We start from the raw sequence: 16701 nt of genomic DNA on the forward strand, positions 1-16701 counted from the left end.
GGTTACTCCATCATTTTTTCAATCGGTAACACCAGAATGGAGCTGGCACCCAGCGCCTTCAGTTTCTCCATGGTTTCCCAGAATAGCGTTTCGCTACTCACCATGTGCATGGCCACGCGACTTTTATCACCCGCCAGTGGCAGAATCGTTGGGCGCTCGGCACCCGGTAACAGGGTGATGATTTCGTCCAAGCGCTCGCTTGGTGCGTGCATCATGATGTACTTGGATTCACGCGCCTGAATAACCCCCTGAATACGGGTCATCATGCGGTCAATCAGGGCTTGTTTCTCGGCAGGCATTTCGCCATCACGCTGGATTAAACAAGCCTTAGAGCGGTAAATGACTTCGACTTCACGCAGGCCATTTGCCTCTAGGGTGGCACCGGTTGAAACCAAGTCGCAGATGACATCGGCCAAACCGGCACGGGGGGCAACTTCAACTGAACCGTTCAGTAAGCAAGACTTAAAGCTCACGCCTTTTTTATCCAGATACTGTTTTAAGATGTGTGGGTAAGAGGTGGCAATACGTTTATTTTGCAGGCATTCCGGCCCGGTGTATTCGGTATCCAGTGAGGCAGCCAATGACAGCCGGCAGCCACCGAAATCCAGACGGCGTAATGTGAAGTAACGCGGGTCTTCGCCTTGAGCACGACGGCTGAGTAACTCTTCTTCCAGTACGTTTTCACCAATAATACCCAGATCAACCACGCCATCCATCACCAACCCTGGGATATCGTCATCACGGACACGCAGGATATCGATAGGCATGTTTTCCGCGAAAGCAATCAGGCGTTGCTGCTGTAAATTGATTTTAATCCCACAGCGTGACAGCAGTTCGTGGCAATCGTCACTCAGGCGGCCTGATTTCTGCATCGCGATGCGTAAACGTGTTTTATCCAACATGATAATCCTCTTAATTTATTAATTTTCCCTTGCGAAGGTAATGCCGCAAGGTGATTAAATCTGAATAACAAAAAAGCCCTCGGAAGATAATCTTCCGAGGGCTTTCTCTATTGCGTTCTACCGCCACCTGGAAGATTCGTTAACCGTCTTCCAGCACACATCGGCCTGCAAGACTAGTCAGGATGATGGTGATGATGGTGATTAAATTGAACGCGATTCATGATAATTTCTCTATTTGGGCTTTTTGAGCAAATCAAAATAGCCATATTTGGAACGTGCCATAATTTCTGTCAATCAACGTAAACCATCATGCGGTGGCGGCGCAACCTTTTTTTCGCCTGATGAGTTTATTTCACCGAGGTGGATTGCGGCTTATCTGTGGTGAATCATTTTATTTATGGCGATTTTCACTTTATTTAATGTCAGTTTAAGCACAAAACTGTTACGTATTGGCATTATGCCGATGAATGAAATGAAAGGCATAATGTCATCATCGTTAGGGCATAACGCTGCTAACCTCATTGTGAGCGGGGGCTAACGGGCGTAGATTATCTGTATGGTACTTATTTGTGGTAACTAGTTTTGCGGTATCAGTTTTGTGGTATCAGTTATCGATATGAGTTATCGATAAAAATGGCTGGAGAGCAAGCGAGATGAAAAAAGTCGCCATTATTGGATTGGGCTGGTTGGGTATGCCATTAGCGCAATCTTTAATTCGTCGTGGCATGCAAGTGGTTGGTAGCAAAACCACATTGGATGGCGTTGACGCCGCCAGAATGAGCGGTATTGATTGTTACCTGTTACAACTGACGCCGGAGCTGATTTGCGATCCCGATGATTTAGCCCAGTTGATGGCAGTCGATGCCCTCATTATCACTTTACCCGCCAGCCGGACGACAGAAGGTGGCAGGGACTATTTTCAGGCGGTACGGCAAGTGGTCGACAGTGCGCTAGCTTTTGGCGTCCCGCGCATTATTTTTACCAGTTCCACCTCCGTTTATGGGGAAACCCGTGGGCGCATTAAAGAAAGCTCCCCTCTGCAACCGGTCACGACGGCGGGGAAAACCCTCATGGAGCTCGAACTTTGGTTGCATGATCTGCCTAATACGTCGGTGGATATTTTACGCTTAGCCGGTTTGGTGGGTGGCGATCGCCATCCAGGGCGTTTCCTGGCGGGTAAAACAGACGTTAAAGGCGGTTCACTGGGGGTCAATCTGGTGCATCAGGAGGATGTTATTGCGGCCATTGAGTTGCTGCTTCGTTTACCTAAAGGTGGGCATATTTATAATCTGTGCGCGCCGATGCACCCGAGCAAACGTGACTTCTATCCTGCCAGTGCGAGGGCGTTAAATCTCACGCCACCGGTATTTGCGCCGGAAGATATCGAGGAGCCAGCACGTGAGATTGACGGCAGCAAGATTTGCAGTGAGTTAGGTTTCGAATACCTCTATCCCGATCCCAATCGTATGCCGTTAAATTAAGCTAACCAAAGGGAAATGCCCCTGCCTAGGGCTTTCCCTTTGATTGACGGCATGTCACCGTTTTTGATGAATATAAGTCAGTGCCAATGCCATCGCCAGTACCAGCCCTTTGATGATATCCATCGCATAGTAGGGCACTGACAACATCACCAGCCCGTTTTGCAACACACCGAGGATCACCGCACCAATCAAGGTGCCGAAGGCATTGGGTTTACCGGAGCCAGCCAGTGAGAAACCGATATAAGCGGCGGCCACCGCATCCATCAAATAACCGCCGCCAGCGTTGACTTGTGATGAACCAATACGAGATGCCAATAAAATCCCGCCCAACGCCGCCAACAGTGAGGAAAGCACATACGCCAACACTCGATAGCGTACCGTGCGGATACCCGCGAGCCGTGCAGCTTCAGGGTTGCCACCAATGGCATACATGCGCCGACCATGTTTGGTCAGGGACAAGTAGAGCTGCACCACGATGGTGACCACCAACATAATCAGCACAATCACCGGTACTTGCCCTAATGCGGAGAACATCTCAGGAATGACGCCTTCCGCCATATCGCCGCTAGGCAGCAACATATTTTGCGTGATAGAGCCGCCGCGACTGTAGGTCATGGCGACACCTTGGATAACAAACAGGCTGGCGAGGGTCGCTAGCATGTCTGGGATCTTCAGCACGACAATCAAAAACGCATTGAACAGACCGACCAGAGTACAAATCAGCAACGTTAGGACAATCGCGCCCGTGGTACCAAAGCCGTACCAGACAAACAGCGAGACCACGATGGCATTCGCCAGCGATGCGGTCGATCCCACAGATAAGTCAAAACCACCAATGGAGAGTGAAATCGATACCCCGATAGCAATCACGGTCACGATCGCAATTGAGCGCAAAATATTGATGATATTATTGGGATCGAGAAAGTTATCGGTGGCCAATCCAAATAACGCGATCAGCGCCACAACGGTGAGTAACATCCCCCATTTGTAGAGAAAATCAAACAGCTGGTGACGCCAAGGTTGTGCGTCTGGTAGGGGTAGATCTTTGCTCACTGAGGGACTCCTCCCGTTGAATAAAGTAATAATGTCTCTTCATCGACCTCTGCGGCGTTCAGTTCAGCGACGATACGCCCGTCCCACAGCACACAGATACGATCACATAAACCGACCAACTCGGAGAATTCGCCGGAAGCATAAATAATGCCTTTGCCTTGTTGAGCTAAGCCATCAATCAGATGGAACAAATCCTGCTTGGCTTTGATGTCCACGCCTTTCGTCGGCTCATCAAAAATCAGCACGTTGGCATCCCCTCGCAACCACTTGCCAATCGCCACTTTTTGTTGATTTCCCCCTGACAGACGGGCCAGTTTTTGTTGTGGTGAGGAGGTACGCACCCCAAGGCGTTGAATCAATGTTTTAGCCCAATTCAACTCTTGGCGGCGGCTAAAAATGCTCCAGCGAGAAAAGCTGTCATCGGCGGCGACACTGAGGTTCATCGGGATACTTTCGTGGATAAAGATACCTTCTTTACGCCGCTCTTCTGGCACCAAAGCTAACCCTTGAGCCACTGATTGGTCTGGTGAGCGCGGTTTCCACGGCTTACCTTGTAATTCGCCGTGATCGACGCGGCTGGTGGTCGCGCCAAACAACGCTTTGCACAATTCGGTTTTACCGGCACCGGCTAAGCCGGCAATGCCTAAAATCTCACCTTCGTGCAACGTCAGTGAGATATCTCGCAACTTGTGTTGGTCATGTAACCCGCTAACAGATAAGAGCGTTTTATCGCTGACCGCTGCCCGCCGTGGAGGAAAAATGTCATCCAAGGTATGGCCGAGCATTTTCTCCACGATCTGTTCACCGCTGAGATCGCCCATCACATCATGGCTGACACGGCGGCCATCTCGTAAGACGGTTAATTGATCGCAGATCTCGCGCAGTTCATGGATGCGATGCGAAATGAAAACGATCGCCATCCCTTCGGACTGCAAGCGGCGCACCACACGGAATAACCGTGCGCTTTCAGCTTGATCCAGTGGCGCTGTCGGTTCATCCAAAATCAGGAAACGGCATTGATGGGAAAGGGCGCGCGCCAGTAACACCTGCTGTTTCTCGGCTAACGTGCAGAGTTCTAGGCGTTGGCGCACATTCAATTTGAGATCGAGCTGTTCGAGCAGGGCTTCTGCCTGACGGTAAAGTTGCGGCCAGTTCAACAGATGGCCTCGTTCAGCGAGGGTATCCAGCATAATATTCTCCGCCACGGATAGCGTGGGGATCAGCGCCACATCCACCTCTTGTTGCACCACGTGGATGCCATGCTCTTTTGCCTGCCGAGGTGAGTGAATATCGATGACTTGACCATCAATCGCGATTTCGCCGCGATAGTGACTATGTGCGCCGGAAAGAATCGCCATCAGGGTCGATTTGCCTGCGCCATTCGCGCCGACCAACGCATGAGTTGAACCACCTTCTAAGGTGAAGTCAACGTGCTGTAAGGCGTGAAATCCAGAAAACGAGATAGAGATATCGCGCATCTCAAGGCGAGAGGGAGTGTTGCTGGACATAAATTTCGATGGCTGCCCTATACAGTGTTTAGCGAGGTAGGCAGTCAATAATGCTGCTCAGATCATTCTTTTTTAACACAGTTTCTATTATTCGCAACAACCTAAAATGGTTAAGGTATATCAAAAAATTATTAAACATTGCGGGTATAGCCCTTAAGATGAGAAAAACTTCGCTCAGACTTTCATTAATTTTGCTGAGACTTTCATTAATAAGGAACGCGCCATGAGCACGACTGCCATCCGAGTGCAGGTGGGGCCTGCTAACTATTTCTCTTTTCCAGGGGCTATCGACAAGCTGAGCGAGTTTTATCCTCAGTCGGCACTGGAACATGCATTGTGGATTTACGGTGAGCGCGCACTGGTGGCAGCCAGTGATTATTTACCGGCGGCATTCCACGAGGAAAGCGCCGTCCGCGCGGCGTTCACCACGCATTGTAGCGAGTCTACCGTCAATGATTTGGTCCAAAAAGGCGGCAACGATCGGCAGGTGGTGATTGGCATTGGCGGCGGTGCCGTTTTGGATACCGCGAAAGTGGTGGCGCGCAAATTGGGCGTGCCTTTGGTGGCTATCCCGACCATCGCCGCCACTTGCGCCGCTTGGACGCCACTGTCGGTTTGGTATAACGATGCAGGGCAGGCACTGAATTTTGAGATTTTCAAAGACGCTAACCACTTGGTGCTAGTTGAACCGCGCATCATATTACAGGCGCCAGTTGAATATCTGTTAGCCGGTATCGGCGATACCTTGGCGAAATGGTACGAGGCCGTGGTCCTTAGCCCGCAACCCGAAACCTTATCGTTGACCGTGCGTTTGGGGCTACAGGCGGCCTTGGATATCCGCAATGTACTGCTGCAACAAAGTGAGGCAGCCTTGCAGGCGGTTAAGCAAGGTGAATTGACGCAAGATTTTCTCGATGTGGTCGACGCCATTATTGCCGGTGGTGGCATGGTCGGGGGGCTGGGTGAGCGGTATACCCGTGTCGCGGCAGCTCATGCCGTCCACAATGGTTTAACACTGCTCCCGCAAACGGAACATTTCCTGCACGGCACTAAAGTGGCATACGGGATATTGGTGCAAACTGCACTGCTGGATCAGGAAGAGGCGCTCCAATCGCTGATAGTTGCCTTCAATAAACTCGGCCTGCCTACGCATCTTGCTGCCTTGGATGTGGATATCAATGACCGAGAAGGTATTGAGCGAGTGATTGGCCGAATTCTGAAACCGAGCGAATCAATCCATTATTTACCGATAACGCTAAATTCAGACAAATTATGGGCGGCGATTGAACGGGTTGAAACAGCCGCTCAGCGTGGGCGTAGCGCAGGAATAGGTGTTTAGATCAACGCGTAATAAGAATATTGTTTCTCATGGTTTAACACCTTGTTTTTTACCCCCGAGTTAGGGCAAAATACGCGCCATGCAATAACCGACGTTTAAACGCGTCGGTTATTTTTTTGCATTCATGTTTTCACAAATAAAGAGGCCGGACATCGATCCGGATAGATAAATAGGTCCGCGAGCGATTATTCACATACGAAAGTCGCCGTTATGAGGAAAGAACGATGGGGCAATTATTTTCATTGGCACCGGTGCCCACCGGTATGCGCTGCACATGCAGCGATTATGGCGCAGCAGGTATGTTCAATACCCGTTACTCCGCTCTCGTTACCCCACTTACGTATCCCAGGCAGATACGAAGTTTCCCCGTCACCTCTGGCCGTTGCACTACACTTGCAACACGAGTCAAAGGTATGGGGAGGCTGAATCATGACGCATAATGCTGCTATTGAAGTCGGCACCAACCAAACTGGCACCAATAACCGCGTACAACTCAGAAAAACACTCACGTTAGTCCAAGTGGTGATGATGGGTTTGGCGTATTTGCAGCCAATGACTATTTTCGATACTTTCGGCATTGTTTCCGGTCTGACTGATGGTCATGTCGCGACCTCTTACGCCATTGCATTGATTGCCGTGCTCTTCACCGCAATTAGCTATGGCAAACTGGTTAAGCGTTTCCCGTCTGCGGGTTCGGCTTATACCTACGCCCAAAAATCCATTAGCCCGAATGTCGGCTTTATGGTGGGTTGGTCATCTCTGCTGGACTATCTGTTCATGCCGATGATCAACATTTTGTTGGCAAAAATTTATCTTGAAGCGATTTTCCCTGGTGTGCCGTCGTGGATTTTTGTTGGCGCACTGGTGAGCTTGATGACGCTGTTCAACCTGCGTGGCATCAACGTGGTCGCTAACCTGAACACCGTGATTGTGGTGGTTCAGGTCGCTATCATGGTGGTCTTTATGGGCCTATTGATCCATGGCGTTTATCAAGGTGAAGGGGCGGGTACGCTGGTTAGCCCACGTCCGTTCTATTCAGAAAATGCCCATTTGGTGCCGATGATAACGGGGGCCACGATACTGTGCTTCTCATTCCTTGGCTTCGACGGTATCAGTTCGCTATCTGAAGAGACCCCAGATGCTGGTAAGGTGATCCCGAAAGCGATTTTCCTGACCGCATTAATTGGCGGCGTGATCTTTATTGTCGTCTCTTACTTCTTGCAGCTCTATTTCCCGGATATCACGCGCTTCACCGATCCTGATGCGTCACAGCCGGAAATCATGCTGTTTGTGGCAGGCAAGTTCTTCCAGTCAGTGATTCTGTGCTTCTCCTGTGTCACGGTGTTGGCGTCCGGTATGGCCGCACACGCTGGGGTTTCACGTTTGCTGTATGTGATGGGCCGCGATGGTGTATTCCCAGAGAAAATCTTTGGTTACGTACATCCGAAATGGCGCACACCGGCCATCAACGTTCTGTTAGTGGGTGGCGTGGCATTGTCTGCTATCTCCTTTGATTTGGTGACAGCAACGGCATTGATTAACTTTGGTGCGCTGGTGGCGTTTACCTTCGTTAACCTGTCAGTGATTTCGCAGTTCTACATCCGTGAGCGCCGTAACCGCACGTTTAGGGATCACTTCAGCTACTTGATCCTGCCAATGATTGGCGCAGGAACAGTGGGAGTACTGTGGATGAATCTGGAAAGCAGCTCAATGACGTTGGGGCTGGTATGGGGTGCTATCGGTCTGCTGTACATGATCTGGAAAACCCGTGCTTTCCGCCAAGCGTTACCGCAATTCACCGGTGAATTGGCACAATAACGCGTACTGATAGTGCGATATTGAATCGCGGTATTACGCATCGAGAACGGAGCCTGATGGCTCCGTTTTTTTATGGCTGATTTTATGGCTGATAAATCCCCATAACTTGAGGGTGAGAAGTGAGGATAGGCGGAGGAGTAAAGCGTCCGCGCCAGGGATGGCACGGCTCGAGCCTCCAAGGATGGATTCACGGCGTCTTTACGATCGGCCTGTTCTCACTTCGAATCGGGCAGCGTTTTTCACCGTGATGGAGGGGGCACCGTGATGGAGAGTAGTGGGTTAGCTGACTAAGCCTCGCGCATAATCAAACAGCGCCTTCAGCAAGGCTAATTTCTCTTTATCGCTTTCGTACTGGTTATAGAACTGCTCCAGTTGCATCACATAGTCTTGCACGCGTTCTGGACTAAGCGCTTCGCGACGATGCTCTAGCCAGCGTTTTTGCTCGCTGTCTGTCAGGGTGTTGGGGTAATTGCGCGCGCGGAAACGGAACAGCAGCGCTTCCAAGCGTGGGTCTTGGAAGGTCAAGTCCAGTGCGGGCAGATTTTGTGGATCAGTTTGCAAAATGATCTTCATGGTGGCGCGGTCAGCATCACTGAAAAAGCCATTATATAGCTGTGCATCCACATCATCAGACACAGCGAAAGGCTCCGCCTCAGCAAAGAGTGCGACCACTTTCTCGCGAACTTGCGGGTTTTGCCGCAACAGTTGCAAGTTTTGCAAGCAGCGCTGGCGGTCTATTCCGAGCCGTTCGGCATTCTCTGGCAGCAGGGTTTTGGCCGGTGCCAATACGGGGCATTTATTAATATGCACTAACTTCAGTGGCACGGCGGCCTCTTGAGCATTGAGCTTATCGCGGCGCGTATACAAGCGTTCACGTAATGTATCGCTATCTAGCTCAAGCAATGGCGACATATCCCCCGCCAAATCGCACATAATCACCGCGTTTTTATTGTCAGGATGCCAAGCTAACGGCGCAACCCAACTGGTATTGCCCCGTGCCGCACCAAACATACCAGACACATGAACCAACGGTGTCATTTCGGCGATATCAATCAAGGCATTGATTTTATGCTTACTGCGGTGCTGATAGAGATAATCAAACAGTCGCGGCTGCGCTTGCTTGACCAGCTTTGCCATGGCGATGGTCGCATGCACGTCAGACATCGCATCATGGGCCTGTAAATGTTCAACGCCGTTGGCTTTGGTGAGATGCTCCAATTTAAAACTTGGCAAGCCATCTTCATTCTCTGGCCAAACAATGCCATCAGGGCGCAGGGCATAACAGGCGCGCATCACATCCAATAAGTCCCAACGGGAATTGCCCCCTTGCCAGCTATAGGCATAAGGGTCATAAAAGTTGCGATAGAAAATATTGCGGCTAACTTCATCATCGAAACGAATATTGTTGTAGCCAAGGATACAGGTGCCGGGGACGTTAAATGCCTGATGGATCTGACGAGCAAACTCGGCTTCATTGACCCCATTGGCGAGGGCATGTTGCGGGGTAATGCCGGTGATCATCACCGCTTCTGGTTGCGGTAGGTAGTCATCTGCTGGTTTGCAGTAAATCACCAGTGGCGTTTCGATAATATTAAAATCGAGATCGGTACGGACACCGGCAAACTGTGCCGGTCTGTCCAGTGCGGGGCGCTGACCGAAGGTTTCATAATCGTGAACGTAGAACGTTGGCTGCTTATTTTTATCTGACATTAATCGGTTTAACCCTTAATCCACAATGGTCATGCCTCAGCAATGACCCGTTTGAACCCGTCCCCCTGTTGGCGGGGGATCGCTAGCGCCCCATGACGTGGGGCGTAGAATAGCATTTCAAACGCCACGAAACGCGTACTTTGTCATAAGTACCGAGCAATCAATAGGGTATCCAATCACTCAGCGGTTAATCACTCTCTACATATGTTTGAGCCACCCATAAAGAAAATATAATTTTCTTTATCAACGGAATCATTATGAAATAATTATGTTTCTACCAAAATGTGCCGATCTCACTAATATTTATCTGTCGTTTACTTAGTGATTTATACAATTATCCTACTAAATATTATGGTAGGACGCATAGTGAAAACACTTTTATTAACCGGCGCCACAGGTTTTTTGGGCGGAGCGGTGCTTGAAAAATTATTGTTGGAAAATTCAGATTTTAATTATTTATTATTAGTTCGGGCCAATACACCGGAGCAGGGGCTAACCCGTATTCGCGAAAATTTGGCAAAATTTTATTTGCCGGAAGGGCGGCTAAATAAAATAATGACGCGTCATATTTTATTAGGTGACTTGGCGGAGCCAGAAGGTTTTCTTGATGATCCGCGTCTTGATGATGTCACTCATGTTATTAATTGCGCTGCTGTCGCGTCATTCGGGAATAACCCTTTAATTTGGAAAGTAAATGTCGAAGGTACCTTAGCCTTTGGGAAAAGAATGTCTGAGGTGGCGGGGTTACAGCGGTTTATCCACGTTGGGACGGCCATGTCTTGCACCCCTGATGCAGATACGGTGGTGAATGAGCAGGCATTATTAGCCGAAGATGATGCGCATTTTGTGGAATACACCAAATCTAAATCAGCCATTGAGCGTCAATTAGCTGAACAATGCCCCAATATGCCCCTGGTATTTGCCCGTCCATCTATTGTGGTAGGACATACTCGTTTGGGGTGCCAGCCATCTAGCAGTATTTTCTGGGTATTCCGTATGGCATTAATGCTGCGTAAATTTATGTGCTCATTAGATGACTATATTGATGTTATTCCGGCTGATTATTGCGCCGATGCTTTATTGTGTATTTTGCTGCATCCTGACTTACCCGAAAATATTTATCATATTTCGGCGGGCGAAAAACAGAGCGTCAGTTTTGCCGAAATAGATCAGGCGATGTCATTAGCCACCAGTCAGAACCCTGTGGGCACGGATTATCGACAGGTAGAATATGGCGTATTGGTACAGATGCGAAATCAACTGAAAGGCATATTTGGTCCCTGTAATGAGCGGCTCATGCTAAAAGCCATGCGCTTATATGGCGCTTTTGCCATGCTAAACGTGCGCTTTAGCAATGAACGGCTATTAAGTTTGGGGATGCCTCAATCTCCGCGCTTCACTGATTATATTGCCTGCTGCGTGGAATCCAGTGTTGGCATGACCATTCAGCAGCAAATGGCCGTTGATTTTAAGTAAGCTAAACTCCCCACCTAACCGACTGGGTGGGGGTATTCTTTATCCCGCAGACTCATGATAGAGAGTTCATTCATCACTTCTGATGACGGTAAATCCAGTGCCAGCCGGCGATATCTCAGCTAGACTTAGCCTTTGGTATCTTACTGTATGTAGGTACATTGTGCGGCTAAATAAAAAAATCTCACCACTGGATAACCTGATTTATACCCACTACCGCATTACTCACGCTTTGCGCATTACACTGGCGTTTGTACTCACTTTCCTGATTATTCGCTTACTGGCGATACCTGAAGGGACTTGGCCACTGATCACGCTAGTGGTGGTGATGGGGCCGATATCTTATTGGGGAAATGTGTTACCCAGAGCGTTGCAACGTATTGGCGGCACCGTCTTTGGTGCCATATCGGGCCTGATTGCGCTCTATCTTGAATCCTACTCACTGGCATTAATGCTTGCGTGGTGTGGCGTAGTGATGTTTGTGTGTGGCTACCTCACCTTAGGAAAGCAGCCCTATATGGCGCTGCTAATTGGGATTACGCTGGCGGTGGTCTGTGGCTCTGCACCGGGGGATATGAACACGGCATTGTGGCGCAGCGGCGATGTGATTTTCGGCTCCTTACTGGCGCTGATTTTTACCAGTATTTATCCACAGCGTGCTTTTACCCATTGGCGCATGCAAATGAGTGATAACCTGCGCGCCATCAGCCAAATTTACGCCGCCTATCTGTCGCCCAATGTTATTGAACGTCCACGCTTAGAGCCTAAATTAAAAACAGCGTTGAGCCATTCGGTGAAGATGCGCACCTTTATCGCGCCCGCCAGCAAAGAATCCCATATCAACAAAGACGTATTTGAGGCCATCCAGACATTAAGCCGCAATCTGATCTGCACGTTGGAATTGCTGGTGGATGCCTATTGGTCCTCGCGTGAAAGCCATTTCATCATGCTCAATGCCAAAGGTCTGCGCAATACACAGCTAATGACCATTCGCACTCTCAATACGTTGAGTGACAGTTTGCGCGATGGATCGCCTGCACGTGAACGAGAAGTCACGCAAGAGTTGAGTGAGATTGCCAGCGAATTAAAATCACTGATGTTTGCTGTCACACAGGAACAACAGGTTGAAACGCCGATTTACGGCTATGTTTGGTTAAGTCTGGAGCTGACCAAACAGCTTGAGGAATTAGACGATCTGATTAATATGACCTTGCGCAGATGATCATTCGTGGCTAATCAGGCAGATGATATTTCTGTCTGGCGGGTAAAGCAGGTAAGATAAGCCAAGCCAATGAATCTTGTCATCAGGCATAGCAAAGCGGTATGGTTCAGATAGCCTGGTCACCAGCAATTGAATTTGTGTAAAACTTAAGTGAAGGTGTAAAAATGGATAATGCAATTAAGCCAACTTTCCAGGACGTTTTGGAGTTTGTGCGTATGTTTCGTCGCAAAAACAAGTTGCAGCGTGAAATCGTTGATAACGAAAAGAAAATCCGTGATAACCAAAAACGCGTGCTGCTGCTCGATAACCTGAGTGATTACATCAAACCAGGGATGAGCATCGAGGAAATTCAGGCCATCATCGCTGATATGCGTACTGCTTACGAAGATCGTGTTGATGAATACACCATCAAAAACGCGGATCTGTCCAAAGAACGTCGCGAACTGTCGAAAAAACTGAAAGCGATGGGCGAAGTTAAGTAATTAGGGCCTGCTTCAGACCGCTAACAACTTTTTGACTCGATCTGAAGCGGTAGGGTAGGTGGAAGAGTAAAGCGTCCGCGCCAAAGATGGCGTGGCTTGAGCCATCAGGGATGATTTTACGGCGTCTTTACGATCTGCCTGCTCTTTCCGTTGTAGGGATTTTGTCTATAAGAAAAGGCTGGCAATCACTGCCAGCCTTTTCTTTGGGCCGCAACACGCGCTTAGCGTAAGAAACGAAACGCGGGAAGATTGACCCCTTTAATAAAGATAAACGCCAGCAGCAACGAACCCCACAGCGCCATCGTGATATAGCTACTCACACCCATAATGTTAAGCCCGCTTTCCAGCATTTGAAGCAAGAACAGGGCTAGCGCAATGCCGACAATCTTACCGAAACCGCCATCGGGATTCACGCCACCCAGCACCGTCGCCAAAATGGTGATCAACAACAGCGATTCGCCGTAGGATGCTTTAGCTGAGTTCAGTTTTGACATCATCAACAGCGCCGCCACTGCACACAGAAGTGATGAAATGATGTAGACCCAAATCAGCGTGCGGCGGGTATTAATACCAGAGAAAAAGGTCGCTTTTTCATTGGAACCAGACAGATAAATTTGGCGGCCCAGCGGCGTCTTAGCCAAAATCACCCAGATAACCAATGCCACCGCAATGAACAAATACAGCGGTAATGGCACACCGAGAAAATGGCTGCGATCCAATGCCAACACATAGTTCGGGAAGTTAGAGATGGCGGAACCTTTGGAAATCAGCACGTTCACGCCTTTTAGTAGCGTCATAATGCCCAAAGTCGCCAAAATAGGGGAGACGCGCACCACCGAGATAAGCACCCCATTAATCAGCCCGACCACTAACGCGACCGAGGCACCGGCTAACAGCATCAGCATCATCGAACTGAACGTCGGGTCCAGATGCGTACAAACCCACGCCATCACCAATGCACTGGCATTGGCGGTTGCAATAATCGACAAGTTAATCCCGCCGGTCAGCATCGTAATGGCCATCGCGAACGTGAGTACCCCCGCGACAGGAATTTGCGAAGCGATAGACTGGAAGTTGGCCGCAGACCAAAATACCTGTGGGATCAGCACGCTGAACACCACACTGACCAACACCAGCAGAGCAATTAACCAGCGTTCGGTATGATCACGTTGCGTTGTTTTCGACATGATTATATCCCTACCTTATGACGTTGGCCCCAAGCGGTCACACTGATACTGATGACAATCACCAGACCGATAACCACGGTATGCCAGTACGACGAAATACCGAGTAAATTCAAACCGTTTTGCAATATCGCCAGCAAAATCACCCCCAGCAATGTGCCGGTCAGCGTACCGCGACCACCGACAATACTGGTGCCCCCGAGCACCACTGCGGCTAACACCGTCAGCTCGTAACCCAGTAAAGAGTCAGGCGCAACGGTTAACACGGTATAGGACTGCACGACGCCCGCAATGCCCGATAAAAAGCCCATGTATCCATAGACAAAAAGTTGCAGTTTCAGAATGCTAAACCCCATACGGGATGCCGCTTCCTGATTCCCACCTAATGCATAGATTTGGCGGCCAATGCTGGTACGCGTCATCAACAATGCCGTGACGATAATGGTGGCGAGCAGTGTCAGAATCGGCAACGAAAGGCCGTAGTCATAGCCGTCGGCGGCGGTAAAGGAGAACAGCATCGGCCCATGTTCGAACCACTCTGGGTAGGTATACAGCCAGACACCGCGGCTGAGATACAGCAGTAAGCCGTAGAAAATATTCAGGGTAGAAATAGTGATAATGATCGACGGGACACGTAGGCGATTGACCAATAACGCGTTAATCAGCCCCAGTAACAAGCCTATCCCCCCCGCGAGCGCGAAAGCGACCGGGAAATTACCCCCAAATTTCACAATTAGCGTCACCATGACATATTGCGAAATAATGGTCATGGCGGGGAATGAAATATCAATACCGCCAGAGATCAGCACGATAAATAACCCACACGCCAATATTGTCAGCATGGCGTAGTTATTGATCAGATCGTAAATATTGGCGAGCGTCAGAAAATCGGGGCTGGTGAATGAAAGATACGTCGAAATAATCAAAATAGTGAAGGCCAGCATCACTTCATGGCGCTTCAGATTTTCTTTATTAAATAAGCCGGTGTGACCGCGATTAGCTTTATTAGGCACCGATTTATTGACCGCATGGGGATTAGCCATTTACTACCTCCGCAATGGCTGCTTCGCTGCTGTTGCTTGGCAAGAATTCTTGCACCAGTGTCCCAGCCCGCATCACTAAAATACGGTGACTGTTAAAGTACGCTTCGTCTATTTCATCACAGACCATCAAGACGGCAATGCCGCGAGCGGCTAATGCATTGATGATGTTGTAGATACCGGCTTTGTTAGCAATGTCGACACCAACCGTGGGCGAATCGAGGATCAATATTTGCGGATCCGTCGCTAACCATTTAGCAATGGCAATTCGCTGCGCGTTACCGCCGGATAAGGTATTGACGGGCAAATCGCTGCTACCGATTTTAATCGACAGGTGTTTTACCATGTCTTCCACCAACGTATCCACCCGTTCCGTGCGCATCAGATGAAAGGCATTTTTAAGCCGGTGCAATACGGTGGCGCTGATATTATCGCGAATGGATTGCGCCATAATGAGCCCCGTGCTCATCCTGTCTTCCGAAACATAACCAATACCGGCGGCAATCGCGTCACGGTTACTGGCGAAGTACATCGGCTTATCATTGACACGAATGGTGCCTGACTCCGGCGTGGTTAAACCGAATAAGCTGAGGCACAGTTCGGTACGCCCTGCACCGAGTAATCCCACCAGCGAGACAATTTCACCGGGATGCAAGGTCAGAGAGATATTGTGATATTCGTTGCCGCGAGAAAGCTCTTCCACGGCTAACACCGGTGGGCGAGTGGGGATAAACGGCGGCAGCACCTTAAAATCAAACTTCATACCGGTCATCAGCCAAGCTAAACGTTGGTCATCCACTTCGGCGGCAGGATAAGTCCCCACCCAATCGCCGTCTTTCAACACCGTGATCCGGTCTGATATTTCCAGTACTTCACTGAGTCGGTGGCTAACAAAAACGACGCAGATGTTGCGTGATTTCAGCTCATGCACCACGCGCAGTAAGCCATTCACTTCTTGGCGAGTCAGGGATGCCGTTGGCTCATCCATGACAATCAATCGGGCATCTTGTGCCAGTGCGCGGCAAATAGCGACCAACTGTTTTTGAGCAATCGGCAAATCTTCGACTAATTCGTCCAGATCCAAGTGAGCGTTAATGCTGCTGATCACCCGCTCTGCGGTGGCACGCATTTGGCGTTTATCCACCCACAGATGATGGTGATAATGATTCATGGCGATATTCTCAGCCACGGTTAAATTCGGGAACAGCGACAAGTCTTGATAGATAACCTGAATCCCCAACCGGACAGATTCAATGGGGGTCAGGGTAGAGTAGGTTTTGCCATCAATGGTCATGGCGGCATCAGCATCGGGTTGGTAGACGCCGGAGATAATCTTGATCAGTGTTGATTTGCCACAACCGTTCTGCCCCGCGAGACAGTGAACCTCACCCGGTAGCAGGGTCATCGCCACCTTATTGAGCGCCTTGACGCCATAAAAGGTTTTACTGATATTTTCCAAGGTAATGAATGGCTGCATAAATCCTCTAAC

General features: G+C 49.5%; 14 protein-coding genes and 2 other annotated features. Of the genes, 6 read left to right on the forward strand and 8 right to left on the reverse strand.

The annotated features are described in order from the left end of the window. Positions 1-2: 2 nt before the first annotated feature. Positions 3-902, reverse strand: coding sequence for an ATP phosphoribosyltransferase (hisG, locus tag DA391_RS07960; protein WP_019210513.1), 900 nt, complete (start codon positions 900-902; stop codon positions 3-5). Continuing rightward, positions 896-1012, forward strand: a sequence feature (His leader region). (Overlaps the previous gene by 7 nt.) Continuing rightward, positions 970-1100 (reverse strand) — a sequence feature (His leader region). (Overlaps the previous feature by 43 nt.) Next, positions 1076-1123, reverse strand: coding sequence for a his operon leader peptide (gene hisL, locus DA391_RS07965; RefSeq protein WP_002231208.1), 48 nt, complete (start codon positions 1121-1123; stop codon positions 1076-1078). (Overlaps the previous feature by 25 nt.) Positions 1124-1555: 432 nt before the next feature. Between hisL and DA391_RS07970 the strand changes: the two genes are divergently transcribed. Next, positions 1556-2383 (forward strand): SDR family oxidoreductase, encoded by an 828-nt coding sequence (locus tag DA391_RS07970; RefSeq protein WP_050079883.1) that lies wholly within the window; start codon positions 1556-1558, stop codon positions 2381-2383. Between the two features lie 54 nt (positions 2384-2437). On the opposite strand, the gene DA391_RS07975 is transcribed toward DA391_RS07970, so the two are convergent. Next, on the reverse strand, positions 2438-3436 hold the full coding sequence (locus DA391_RS07975) for an ABC transporter permease (protein WP_050079882.1): 999 nt from the start codon (positions 3434-3436) through the stop codon (positions 2438-2440). Next, a complete protein-coding gene (locus DA391_RS07980; RefSeq protein ID WP_050079881.1) occupies positions 3433-4944 on the reverse strand; it encodes a sugar ABC transporter ATP-binding protein in 1512 nt (503 codons plus the stop codon). Before DA391_RS07980 ends, DA391_RS07975 begins: the two co-directional genes overlap by 4 nt. A 223-nt stretch (positions 4945-5167) precedes the next feature. On the opposite strand from DA391_RS07980, the gene DA391_RS07985 reads away from it, so the two are divergent. Both DA391_RS07985 and DA391_RS07995 read left to right on the forward strand, forming a co-directional pair. Then, positions 5168-6283 carry an oxidoreductase gene (locus DA391_RS07985; RefSeq protein ID WP_108087519.1) on the forward strand — a complete coding sequence of 372 codons (1116 nt, stop codon included), beginning with the start codon at positions 5168-5170 and terminating at the stop codon, positions 6281-6283. Positions 6284-6712: 429 nt separating this feature from the next. Next, positions 6713-8101: an APC family permease gene (locus tag DA391_RS07995; RefSeq protein WP_050079878.1), complete on the forward strand. Its 1389-nt coding sequence runs from the start codon at positions 6713-6715 to the stop codon at positions 8099-8101. 279 nt (positions 8102-8380) lie between these two features. On the opposite strand, the gene sbcB is transcribed toward DA391_RS07995, so the two are convergent. Next, a complete protein-coding gene (gene sbcB, locus DA391_RS08000) occupies positions 8381-9811 on the reverse strand; it encodes an exodeoxyribonuclease I (RefSeq protein WP_050286340.1) in 1431 nt (476 codons plus the stop codon). A 366-nt stretch (positions 9812-10177) separates the two neighbouring features. On the opposite strand from sbcB, the gene DA391_RS08005 reads away from it, so the two are divergent. The 3 genes from DA391_RS08005 (at position 10178) to tmaR (ending at position 12988) form a co-directional block, all read left to right on the forward strand. Next, on the forward strand, positions 10178-11287 hold the full coding sequence (locus tag DA391_RS08005) for an SDR family oxidoreductase (RefSeq protein ID WP_108087520.1): 1110 nt from the start codon (positions 10178-10180) through the stop codon (positions 11285-11287). Positions 11288-11447: 160 nt separating this feature from the next. Further along, the gene (locus tag DA391_RS08010) at positions 11448-12506 is read left to right on the forward strand and encodes an FUSC family protein (RefSeq protein WP_050286341.1); all 1059 of its coding nucleotides are present in this window, start codon (positions 11448-11450) and stop codon (positions 12504-12506) included. Between the two features lie 164 nt (positions 12507-12670). Then, positions 12671-12988 (forward strand): PTS system regulator TmaR, encoded by a 318-nt coding sequence (gene tmaR / locus DA391_RS08015; RefSeq protein WP_004711143.1) that lies wholly within the window; start codon positions 12671-12673, stop codon positions 12986-12988. A gap of 221 nt (positions 12989-13209) precedes the next feature. Here tmaR and DA391_RS08020 read toward each other — a convergent pair whose 3' ends face one another. The 3 genes from DA391_RS08020 to DA391_RS08030 all read right to left on the reverse strand — a co-directional run bounded on the left by DA391_RS08020 (position 13210) and on the right by DA391_RS08030 (position 16689). Further along, positions 13210-14175, reverse strand: a complete 966-nt coding sequence (locus DA391_RS08020; protein ID WP_050079821.1) for an ABC transporter permease — start codon at positions 14173-14175, stop codon at positions 13210-13212. A 2-nt stretch (positions 14176-14177) separates the two neighbouring features. Continuing rightward, positions 14178-15116: an ABC transporter permease gene (locus DA391_RS08025; protein ID WP_042806553.1), complete on the reverse strand. Its 939-nt coding sequence runs from the start codon at positions 15114-15116 to the stop codon at positions 14178-14180. 91 nt (positions 15117-15207) lie between these two features. Then, complete coding sequence (locus DA391_RS08030) at positions 15208-16689, reverse strand: sugar ABC transporter ATP-binding protein (protein WP_050079820.1); 1482 nt, start codon at positions 16687-16689, stop codon at positions 15208-15210. Positions 16690-16701: the final 12 nt, after the last annotated feature.

The sequence above is a fragment of the Yersinia massiliensis genome (genome assembly GCF_003048255.1).
Lineage (GTDB): Bacteria > Pseudomonadota > Gammaproteobacteria > Enterobacterales > Enterobacteriaceae > Yersinia > Yersinia massiliensis_A.

Bases quoted from the DNA above. Each gene is read 5' to 3' on its own strand.
- DA391_RS07970 (WP_050079883.1), top strand. From the start codon at position 1,556: ATGAAAAAAGTCGCCATTATTGGATTGGGCTGGTTGGGTATGCCATTA.
- DA391_RS08020 (WP_050079821.1), bottom strand. From the start codon at position 14,175: ATGTCGAAAACAACGCAACGTGATCATACCGAACGCTGGTTAATTGCT.
- DA391_RS07995 (WP_050079878.1), top strand. From the start codon at position 6,713: ATGACGCATAATGCTGCTATTGAAGTCGGCACCAACCAAACTGGCACC.
- DA391_RS07985 (WP_108087519.1), top strand. From the start codon at position 5,168: ATGAGCACGACTGCCATCCGAGTGCAGGTGGGGCCTGCTAACTATTTC.
- DA391_RS08025 (WP_042806553.1), bottom strand. From the start codon at position 15,116: ATGCTGGCCTTCACTATTTTGATTATTTCGACGTATCTTTCATTCACC.
- DA391_RS08030 (WP_050079820.1), bottom strand. From the start codon at position 16,689: ATGCAGCCATTCATTACCTTGGAAAATATCAGTAAAACCTTTTATGGC.
- tmaR (WP_004711143.1), top strand. From the start codon at position 12,671: ATGGATAATGCAATTAAGCCAACTTTCCAGGACGTTTTGGAGTTTGTG.
- DA391_RS07980 (WP_050079881.1), bottom strand. From the start codon at position 4,944: ATGTCCAGCAACACTCCCTCTCGCCTTGAGATGCGCGATATCTCTATC.
- sbcB (WP_050286340.1), bottom strand. From the start codon at position 9,811: ATGTCAGATAAAAATAAGCAGCCAACGTTCTACGTTCACGATTATGAA.
- hisG (WP_019210513.1), bottom strand. From the start codon at position 902: ATGTTGGATAAAACACGTTTACGCATCGCGATGCAGAAATCAGGCCGC.